Source organism: Streptomyces sp. NPDC056527 (assembly GCF_042794475.1).
GTDB lineage: Bacteria > Actinomycetota > Actinomycetes > Streptomycetales > Streptomycetaceae > Streptomyces.
On the sequence record NZ_JBHTTQ010000017.1, the window covers coordinates 24,631 to 33,811 of the forward strand.

Genomic DNA, 9,181 nt, shown 5'->3' on the forward strand with positions numbered 1-9,181 from the left:
TCCGTGACGACAGCAAGCACGCCCGCCGACGTGGTGCGGACCGAGAAGGTCCGCACCACGGACGGCGCCTCCCGCACCGGTACGACCCTCCAGTACCTCCGCTATGTGGCCGGCAAGCTGGGCGGCGCGGCCGTCTCGCTGCTCGCCGTGCTCGTCACCAGCTTCTTCCTCTTCCGGATCATCCCCGGTGACCCGGTCAAGGCGATGACGCACGGTGTGCCGACCTCGGCCGAACAGCTGGCGACCCTGCGCCGGCAGTTCGGGCTCGATCTGCCGCTCTGGCAGCAGTTCACCGACTACTGCGCCAAGGCGCTGAGCGGCGACCTCGGCGCCTCGTACCAGTTCCACGCCCCGGTCGGCGACCTCATCACACAGAAGCTGCCGGCCACCCTGCTGCTCACCGGCGTCGCCGTGATGATCTACTCGGCGCTCGGGCTCTGGCTCGGCACCCGATCCGCCTGGCACCACGGCGGTCTCGGCGACAAGCTCAACACGGGCGTCGCGCTCACCCTGTGGTCCGTGCCCTCGTTCTGGCTCGGACTGCTCCTGATCATCGTCTTCTCGGTGGGCATCGGCCCGATCCCGGGGCTCTTCCCGACGGGCGGCATGGAGTCCGGCGCGGGCGAGACCGGCTTCGCGTACGTCCTCGACGTCGCGCACCACATGGTGCTGCCGGTCCTCACCCTGGTGGCCGTCGGCTACGCCCAGACCCTGCTGGTGATGCGCTCCTCGCTGCTCGACGAGATGGGCAGCGACTATCTGACCACCGCGCGGGCCAAGGGGCTCCGGGACGACGTCGTACGGCGGCGGCACGCCGTGCCGAACGCCCTGCTGCCGACCGTGACCATGGTCTTCATCAACCTCGGCCATGTGGCGGCCGGTTCGATCCTGGTGGAGACCGTGTTCTCCTGGCCGGGACTCGGCGGGCTGTTCTACCAGGCGCTGAGCGTGCCCGATCTGCCGCTCGTCCAGGGCCTGTTCGTGGTCTTCGCCGGGGCGATGATCGTGATGAACCTGATCGCCGACCTGCTCTATCCGCTGCTCGATCCCCGGGTGGGCCGATGACCTCTCTCGTATGGGAACGCCGACGCGGTACGGTGTCCCGCTTCTGGAAGCAGTACCGGACCCACCGCGCCGGTCTCTACGGCCTGGCCGGGCTCGCCGTCATCGCACTGCTGGCGCTCGCCGCCCCGCTGATCGTCGGCGCCGACGTGCAGTCGGTCACCAACGCGCCGGGCACGGCCCTGGAGTCCCCGAGCGCCGAATTCCCGCTCGGGACGGACCAGTTCGGGCGCTCGCTGCTCGGCCTGCTGCTCTGGGGGGCGAGGATCTCGCTGCTCGTCGGGCTCCTCGCCGCGGCGCTGTCGGTCGCCATCGGCACCCTCGTCGGCATCATCGCCGGCCACTACGGCGGCTGGTTCTCGACCGTCGTCATGCGGATCACCGACTGGTTCCTGGTGATGCCGACACTCGTCCTCGCGATCGTCCTCGCGACCGTGCTGTCCCGATCGATGTGGACCGTGATCCTCGCGATCGGCGTCACCAGCTGGCCGACCACCGCCCGGCTGGTGCGCGCCCAGACGATCGCGGTGGAGTCCCGGCCGTACATCGAGCGGGCCACGGCTCTCGGCGGCGGACACGGGCACATCATGAGCCGGCACGTGCTGCCCAACGTGATGCCGCTGGTGCTCGCGCAGACCACGCTCGGCATCTCCACCGCGATCCTCACCGAGGCGACGCTGGCCTTCCTCGGCCTCGGCGATCCGACGGTGGTGTCCTGGGGCGGAATGCTCCAGGACGCGCGGGAGGCGGGCGCGGTCTCCTCCGGTCACTGGTGGTACCTCGCCCCGCCCGGGATCGCGATCGCGCTGGTCGCGCTCGCGTTCACGCTGTGCGGGCGGGCCGTCGAGTCCGTGCTGAACCCGAAGCTGGGGGTGGGTCGATGAGCCTGCTGGAGGTACGGAACCTGAGCGTGACGTACGGGTCGGGAGCGGCCGCCGTCCCCGCCGTGCGAGGGGTCGATCTCACCCTGGCCGCCGGGCAGAAGCTCGGGGTCGCGGGCGAGTCGGGCTGCGGGAAGTCGACGATGGCGCTCGCGCTGCTGCGCCTGCTGCCGGCGTCCGCCCGGCTGACCGGGGAGATCCTGCTCGACGGCGAGGACGTCCTCGCCATGAAGTGGGGACGGCTGCGGGCCGTGCGCTGGGCGGGGGCGTCGATCGTCTTCCAGGGGGCGATGCACTCGCTGAACGCGGTGCACCGTATCGGCGACCAGATCGCCGAGCCGCTGCTCACCCACGGGCGCTCCACCCCGGCGGCGGCCCGCAAGCGGGTCGGGGAGCTGCTGGAGCACGTCGGGCTGCCTGCGGCGCGGGCGGCGGCCTATCCGCACGAACTCTCCGGCGGGCAACGCCAGCGGGTGATGATCGCGATGGCGCTCGCCTGCGATCCCCGGCTGATCGTGGCCGACGAGCCGACGACGGCGCTGGACGTGATGATCCAGGCCCAGATCCTGCGGCTGATCGAGCGCCTGGTGGCCGACGACGAGATCAGTCTGCTGATGATCAGCCACGATCTCGCGGTCCTCGCCGACACCTGCGACCGGCTCGCGGTGATGTACGCCGGGCGGGTCGTGGAGGAGGGCCCGGCGCGGGCGGTGTACGACGCGGCGGAGCACCCGTACGGGCGGGCGCTGTCCTCGGCCTTCCCGAGGATCGGCGACCCGGCGTCCCGGCGGGCCCCTCGCGGTCTTCCGGGCGATCCGCCGGACCCTGCCGATCTGCCGGTCGGCTGCGCCTTCCACCCGCGCTGCCCGATGGCGGTGGAGGTGTGCGGCGAGCAGGACCAGGAACTGCGGGAGGCGGGCGCGGGGCGCCGGGCGGCCTGCGTACACGTAGGGAGTGGCTCGTGAATCCGTTGACACCCGACGGCGGCGCGTCCGAGGCGGGCTCGCCGGTCCGGGCCGGGGCGTCGAGCCCCGCGCCGCCCGCACCCGCGCCGCCGGTTCCCCTGTTGTCGGCGACCGGCCTTCGGGTCACCTTCCCCGGGCGGCGGGGCGCACCGGCCGCCCGCGCGGTGGACGGCGTGGACCTGGACATCGGCGCGGGCGAGATCGTGGCGCTGGTCGGCGAGTCGGGATGCGGCAAGACGACACTGGCCCGTTCTCTGCTCGGCCTCGTGCCGCCGACGTCCGGGTCCGTCACCTTCGCCGGAGAACCGCTGTCGTACACCTCCCGCGCCCTCAAGGCGTACCGGAAGCGGGCGCAGTTGGTCCTCCAGGACCCCAGCGGCTCGCTGAATCCGCGCCACACGGTGTACGACGCCGTGGCCGAGGGGCTGCGGATCCACGGTTACGCGGGGGACGAGCGGGCCGCCGTCGGGGAGGCCCTTTCACGGGCCGGACTGCGCCCGCCGGAGCGCTTCTTCCTGCGCTACCCGCACGAGCTGTCCGGCGGGCAGCGTCAGCGGGTCGTCATCGCGGGCGCGCTGGTCCTCCAGCCCGAACTGATCGTCGCGGACGAGCCGGTGGCCTCGCTGGACGCGTCGGTACGCGGCGAGATCCTGGCGCTGCTGCTGCGCCTGCGGGACGAACTGGGCCTGTCGGCGCTGGTCGTCACGCACGACCTGGGGCTCGCGTGGAACATCGCGGACCGGGTGGCGGTGATGTACCTGGGGCGGATCGTGGAGACGGGCACGGTGGAGTCCGTACTGACGTCACCTCAGCACCCGTACACCCGGGCCCTGTTGTCGGTTCTGCCGGAGTCCGAGGGCGAGCCGGTGATCCTGACCGGCGAGCCACCGGACCCGGCCCGCATCCCGTCCGGTTGCCGCTTCCACGCCCGCTGCCAGGTCCTGGCCTCGGGGGAGGCGTCCGCCGTCGCGGACCGCTGCCGCGGCGAGGACCTGCCCATACTGGGCGGCGGCGGGGCGCGGGACGTGGCGTGTCACTGGGTGCGCGACAGGGCGGAGGTCACGAGCGGGGGCTGACGGGTGGTGAGGGTGTCCGCGCGGCGCCGATCAGGAGCCGCCGGACACGCTCGCCCAGGACCGTGTCCGCGCGGCGCCGTGCAGGAGCCGCCGGACACGCCCGCTCAGGACCGGCGCCGACGGCCGCCGTCAGCTCTTCCGGTCGTACGCCTCCGTGAGTTCCCGGGAGCGCTTCACGTCGTCGGCCATCGCTTCCAGCAGCGCGTCCAGGGTGTCGAACTTCAGCATCCCGCGGACGTACGCCAGGAAGTCCACGGACACGTGCAGGCCGTACAGGTCGAGCCCCTCGCGGTCGATCGCGTACGCCTCGACGGTCCGCTCGGTGCCGTCGAACTGGGGGTTGGTGCCGACCGAGATCGCGGCGGGCATCCGCTCCCCCGCCGCCGTCAGCCATCCGGCGTACACGCCGTCGGCCGGAATGGCGGTGTGCGGCAGGGTCTCGACGTTGGCGGTCGGGAAGCCGAGCTCGCGGCCGCGCTGGGCACCGCGGACGACGATGCCCTCGACGCGGTGCGGGCGGCCGAGGATCTCGCCGGCGCCCTCCATGTCACCCTCGGCGACGAGGCGGCGGGTGAGCGTGGAGGAGAACGGCTCGCCGCCGCCCGCCGTACCGCTCACGTAGAGGTCGACGACCTCGACCTCGTAGTCGTAGGTGGCGCCCAGCTCGGCCAGGAAGTCGACGTTGCCGGCGGCCCGGTGTCCGAAGCGGAAGTTCGGGCCCTCGATGACGGCCTTCGCATGGAGCTTGTCGACGAGGACCTTCACGATGAAGTCCGCCGGGGAGAGCTGCGAGAACTCGGCCGTGAAGGGCAGGACCAGCACCGCGTCCACGCCCAGCTTGGCCATCAGCTCCGCGCGCCGGTGGTGCGGGGCGAGCAGGGGCGGGTGGCTGCCGGGCCGTACGACCTCGGAGGGGTGCGGGTCGAAGGTGACGACGACCGAGGGGACGCCGAGTTCGCGGGCGCGGTCCACCGCCCGCCCGATGATCAGCTGGTGCCCGCGGTGCACACCGTCGTAGGAGCCGATGGTGACGACGCTGCGCCCCCAGTCCTGGGGGATGTCCTCCAAGCCACGCCAGCGCTGCACTGTGACCGCTCCTCGTCCGCCTGTTCGCCGATTACGCAGGTCTAAGACTGCCATGCCCACGGCCGTCGTCTCGCATCGGCATGGAACTGCCGAGGCTCAGTACCGTACGGCGGGCGCCGGGGCCGACGAGGGCGGCCCATTCCGCCGGGGCCGCGGTGAGCCAGCCGGCCAGCTGGACGGCGAAGGCGGGCACTTCGCGGGCGAGCCCGGAGAGCCGTCGGTCGAGGCAGGTGGCGCCCTCGGGGGTACGGACGAGGAGGAGGCCGGCGCGGCGGACGAGGTCGCGCGTACGGACCTCGGCGCGCCGCTCGCAGCCGAGTGCGGCGGCGCGCAGCAGGGCGTCGAGCACGGCCAGGTCCCGGGCCTCGTACCGCTCGTGGTCGAGCAGGATGTCGAGGAGTTCGTTGCGCAGGAGGCGGGAGGCGCCGGTGCCGGGGGCGGCGAACACCGTGGCGAGGGCGCTGCGGACCTGCACGGAACGGTTCTTGAGGAGGCCGGTGACGAGCGGGAAGAGGATCGCCCGGGCGGCCGGTCCGTCTTCGAGGCGACGGTCGACGAAGGCGGCGGCGTGGCGGGCGCCGTCGGGGTGACGGTCCACGTACTCGCGCACGAGGGCGGCGGCGCGGCGGGCGAGGGCGGGGGTGGTGACCTCGGCGAGGGCTCGGAGCACCTCGCCCGCGGCCACGCCCGGGCCGTGCAGGCGGGCCTGGAAGGCGGCGAGGACCGGTTCGGGGTGGGTGGGGAGCGCTGCGGCGAGCGCGTACGCGGGGACGCGGGGGTCGGTGACGGCGCGGGGGAGATGGCGCGAGCGGGTGTGCGGGTCGCGGACGAGGAGGCCGAGGGCGGGCCCGTGCAGGGCGGCGTCACCGGGGCGGGCGAGCAGGGCGAGGGCCGTGTAGCGGAGGAGTTCGCGGTCGGGTCCGGTCGTGGCGTGCTCGGCGACGAGGCAGCCGTACGCGGCGGCGGCGGCCCGACGGGCGGGGCGCCCGTCGTCGTGCGCCCAGCGGTCGACGGCCCGGCACACGGCCGAGGGCTCGTCCTCGGCGAGGGCGGTGAGGAGGCCGTCGGCGAGCGGATGGGCGGTGGCGACGAGGGCTTCGCAGAGGTCGTCGACGGCGAGGCTCCGGTGGGTGTGGAGCAGCGCCTGCGCGGCGGTGGCGACGGTGGCGTCCGGCGCGGCGGCCAACGCCCGACCGTCGCCGAACCACCGGCAGAGCAACGGCTGCACACCCCGAGGCTCGGCGACGAGCCGAGCGGCGACGGCGTCGAGGAACCGGGGCGCCGTGTCACCCCCGGGCGCGACATCGGCAGTCACGACCCGCCGCAGAAGGTCCATCCGCTCCCCTTCCCCGATCCGCAACGCCTCCCAGAAGTCGGGCCCGAAGGGGGCGAAGGCGAGGACACGGGGCGCGGGGGCGTGCGGACCGGCGGGCCCCGGCGACCCGGCCGGCGGGCTGGGGCGCGGCTCGGCCGGGGCGGGGGCGCGCTGGGCGGGCAGGGGCGCGGTCGGCGGGCGGTGTGCGGGCATGTTCCCCGGCCTGGAGCCGGGGCCGTGGCCGGCCGGCTGTTCAGGGTCCCGCGCAGGGATCGGGGCGGCTGCCTGCGGCGGGGGTGGCGCGCTGGTGCCGATGTGGTCGGCCAGATGGCGCAGGACCGGGAGGTACGGCTTGAGGTCCGGGAGGCGCAGCAGCGTCTGGGACAGCAGTCGGGCGCCCCACCAGGCCGCGTCGGTCGACTCCCCGTCCGCGCCGGACAGGCGGTCGAGGGCGTCGGCCAGGGCCGTCAGCCGGCCCGCGAGCGCGGCCGGGCCCTGTTCGCGGCCCAGGAGGAGCAGGGCCTGGACGACCGGGCCGATCCGGTGGCGGGGCACGGGGAGCGAGCGCCCCGGCTCCGAAGCGGTGTCGTGTGCGACGAGCGGGGGCGCGTGTCCTGTCGGCATGGCGCGCGACGCCCCGGGCCGGGACGGGAGCCCGGCCGGCGCGCCCTCGTGCCAGCGGTGGACGAGCGCGTGCAGGGCGCCGTCGACGTCCAGATGAGCGCCCTGGATCCAGTCCGCGAGCTCCTCGTGACCGAAGCGGTAGCCGGATCCGGCGGGAACGACGAGGCCCTCCGTGAGGACCGCGGACGCCCAGCCGGTCCGCCACGGGAAGATCTCCTCGAAGGACTCGCGGTCCAGTTCCCCCTGCCCCGGTCCCAGGCACCGCCGCGCGGCCTCGTGAACCTGCCCGGCCACCCGCGCCGCGAGCCGTCGTACGGCGGCGCCGCGCGGGAGGGGACGGGACCCGGCTGCGATCCGTACCGCGACGCGCAGACACATCAGGTCCAGGTAGGCGCCGAAGATCTCCTCCCGCCCCGGGCGTCCCGGCACATCGCCGGGCAGCGCCTCGCGCACCTCGGCGAGCAGTCGCAGCGCGAGGGGATGCCGCGCGTCCTCGGTCCCCAGATCGGCCCCACGGAGCCCGTACCGCGCCAGGGCGGGCGCGGCCTCCCTCTCGGTCAGGTCCCCGATCGGCACGGCACCGGCCACATGGGCCGGCGTCCGCGGTACGTGGACCGGCGCACATCCGCCGTGCCCGTCGCCCGCCCCCTGCCCCGTGCCGACGCCCGCTCCGTCGCCGACCCGACGCTCCGCCCCGGCCCCGTGCCCTCCCCCGTGCAGGGACTCCGGCGCGTACAGGACGCTCGCCTGGTCCCAGTGTTCCGGCCGGCAGCCGAGCATCAGGCGGACGCCGTGGGTGTGGAGCCAGGATTCCGTGCCCCTCGTCCAGGCGGGGAGTCGGTGGGCGAGCGTCGGGGGCATCTCCTCAGGGCCGTCGAGGATCACGAGCAGCGGGCGGCCCGCCTCGCGGGCGAGGGCGGCGGCCCGTTCCGGGGTCGCCGTGGTGGCGTCGCCGCGCGCGCCGGTCGTCGCGACGATCCGGCCGGCCTGGCGCAGGACACGGGCGACGGCGTCGGCGACCGAGGCGTCCTCCGCGCGGAGATCCGCGCCGCGCAGCCAGACGGTGGGCGCGGGCTCGGCACCCCTGGCGCGGTCGGCGCAGTACGCGGCGAGCGCGGTGGTGCGGCCGGTGCCGGGCTCGCCGACAAGTGCGAGGACCCGCGCGCCGCCCGCCGCGAATGCGGCGAACTCGCGGATGCACACGGCCCGTTCGACGGGCTCGACCCACCCCCTGGGGCCGCCGGCCGAGCCGAGGGAGGTGGCGGTGAGCTCCAGGACACCGGCCAGGTTCAGGTCCCGGCCGTAGCAGGGAACCGTCGCGGCGTTCCGTCGCAGCAGCGCGGCCAGCGGCTCCACGGCCGCGAGGGAGACCGCGTAACCGGCCGGGCCCCGGCGGTCGCCGTGCAGCGCGGTGCCGAGGACCGCGACCACGGCTCCGGTCTCGGGGTCCACGACCGGCCCCCCTGCCGCCTGCCCGCCCAGGCGGAGCGCCTCCGCGCCCTCGGTGCCGATGGCCAGCTCCAGGGCGTGGCCGAGGACGTGGAAGCGGTCGGTTGCGGTGTACGTGACGGCGGCGCCGCCCAGGACCCGCGCCTCGCGCCAGCCGTGCGCGGCGATCCGTAGGTACGTTCCGGCCTCGAACTCGGTCCGGGCCGAGACCGGCAGTGGACGGACGCCGAGCCCCTCGGTCCGTACGAGCGCGAGACCGCTCTCGGGCAGGGCCGTGATGGCGTCGGCCTCGGCGAGGCACATCCGCTCGTCGGCGGCGTGCAGCATGATCCGTACGAGCCCGTCGACGGCCTCGTGGCTGGTGACGACGGTGCCCCGGTCGTCGGCGACGAAGCCCGTTCCGCGCGGTCGGCCCGACAGATCGCAGATCCGTACCAGCGTCGCCAGGTCCCCGCTTCCCATGGTGTCGACGGTAGGTCTGCGGTGATCACTCCGAGAAGCGCAACAGACGAACGCGCCCCCCAGTGCTCCCCCGTTTCACTCCGAGCGCCTGCCCGAAGGGGTGAATGAGGGGTTCGGAGTGGATAGACAGTCCCCGGAGGGGGATCGTGGGGGGGGGGCGCGCCCCGGGCCCCCCCCCCCCAACAACCGGGGCGCACCCCAAAAACCCCCGCGCGAGGGGGGTGCCCAGAGGTGGAGCACCACCCCCCCCCCCCCCCCCCC

General features: G+C 74.6%; 6 protein-coding genes. 4 read left to right on the top strand and 2 right to left on the bottom strand.

The features are described 5' to 3' along the window. The first annotated feature begins 3 nt into the window (after window positions 1-3). The 4 genes from ACFQ7Q_RS12210 to ACFQ7Q_RS12225 all read left to right on the top strand — a co-directional run bounded on the left by ACFQ7Q_RS12210 (window position 4) and on the right by ACFQ7Q_RS12225 (window position 3,984). A complete protein-coding gene (locus tag ACFQ7Q_RS12210; protein WP_383552962.1) occupies window positions 4-1,065 on the top strand; it encodes an ABC transporter permease in 1,062 nt (353 codons plus the stop codon). Beyond that, window positions 1,062-1,946: an ABC transporter permease gene (locus ACFQ7Q_RS12215; RefSeq protein WP_383552966.1), complete on the top strand. Its 885-nt coding sequence runs from the start codon at window positions 1,062-1,064 to the stop codon at window positions 1,944-1,946. The genes ACFQ7Q_RS12210 and ACFQ7Q_RS12215 overlap by 4 nt, the downstream gene beginning before the upstream one ends. After that, entirely contained in the window at window positions 1,943-2,908 is a 966-nt protein-coding gene (locus tag ACFQ7Q_RS12220; protein WP_383552969.1) for an ABC transporter ATP-binding protein, read from the top strand. Before ACFQ7Q_RS12215 ends, ACFQ7Q_RS12220 begins: the two co-directional genes overlap by 4 nt. A 98-nt stretch (window positions 2,909-3,006) precedes the next feature. After that, the gene (locus tag ACFQ7Q_RS12225; RefSeq protein ID WP_383553140.1) at window positions 3,007-3,984 is read left to right on the top strand and encodes an ABC transporter ATP-binding protein; all 978 of its coding nucleotides are present in this window, start codon (window positions 3,007-3,009) and stop codon (window positions 3,982-3,984) included. Window positions 3,985-4,113: 129 nt separating this feature from the next. On the opposite strand, the gene ACFQ7Q_RS12230 is transcribed toward ACFQ7Q_RS12225, so the two are convergent. Both ACFQ7Q_RS12230 and ACFQ7Q_RS12235 read right to left on the bottom strand, forming a co-directional pair. Next, window positions 4,114-5,070, bottom strand: coding sequence for a bifunctional riboflavin kinase/FAD synthetase (locus ACFQ7Q_RS12230; RefSeq protein ID WP_383552972.1), 957 nt, complete (start codon window positions 5,068-5,070; stop codon window positions 4,114-4,116). Window positions 5,071-5,101: 31 nt separating this feature from the next. Continuing rightward, a complete protein-coding gene (locus ACFQ7Q_RS12235) occupies window positions 5,102-8,920 on the bottom strand; it encodes a trypsin-like peptidase domain-containing protein (protein ID WP_383552975.1) in 3,819 nt (1,272 codons plus the stop codon). Between the last annotated feature and the right edge of the window lie 261 nt (window positions 8,921-9,181).